At 41.2% G+C, this 573-nt stretch carries 1 protein-coding gene; it reads right to left on the reverse strand.

Translation table 11 applies throughout. The features are described 5' to 3' along the window. The coding region (locus AB4496_RS25025) for a pyridoxal-phosphate dependent enzyme (protein ID WP_372132508.1) at positions 1-382 on the reverse strand (382 nt) is incomplete at its 3' end. Positions 383-573: the final 191 nt, after the last annotated feature.

The raw sequence follows: 573 nt of genomic DNA on the forward strand, positions 1-573 counted from the left end.
GGTCAACAAGATGCGCTTGGCCACCGTAGAATTCTATCTGTTCAATCTTCTTCTTCGCTGTGCATTTTGGCATTACCGCAATAAACGGCAGGCCAAGTAGGCGAGCGAAGTACGCTTCAGATACTGCAGTACTGCCTGATGAAGATTCAATGATCGTTGTTTCTGGGCCAACCCAACCGTTACAGATAGCGTATAAGAATAGAGAACGCGCTAAACGGTGTTTCAAAGAGCCTGTAGGGTGTGTGCTTTCATCTTTAAGGTAAACATCAATGCCTTCGATACTTGGCAGTTCGAGCTTGATAAGGTGCGTATCCGCTGAGCGTTGGTAGTCGGCTTCAATTTTGCGAATCGCGTTGTTAATCCATTGATGGTCAGTGCACATAAGCGTTCTCCTGATCGAGTGTAGGAATTCTTTGTAATTGGTATACTTCCAATTTAGCTAGAATTTGAGAGAAAAACTTTGCCATATTTGCTTTGTTTTGCTTAAAATGTAGAAAATTATTCTCTTTAAATTCGATTTGGTGAAAGTGTGATAGATGCCGTAGATAAAAAAATATTAAGGCTGTTACAAGA

The sequence above is a fragment of the Vibrio sp. 10N.222.46.A1 genome (assembly GCF_041473595.1).
Lineage (GTDB): Bacteria > Pseudomonadota > Gammaproteobacteria > Enterobacterales > Vibrionaceae > Vibrio > Vibrio tasmaniensis_A.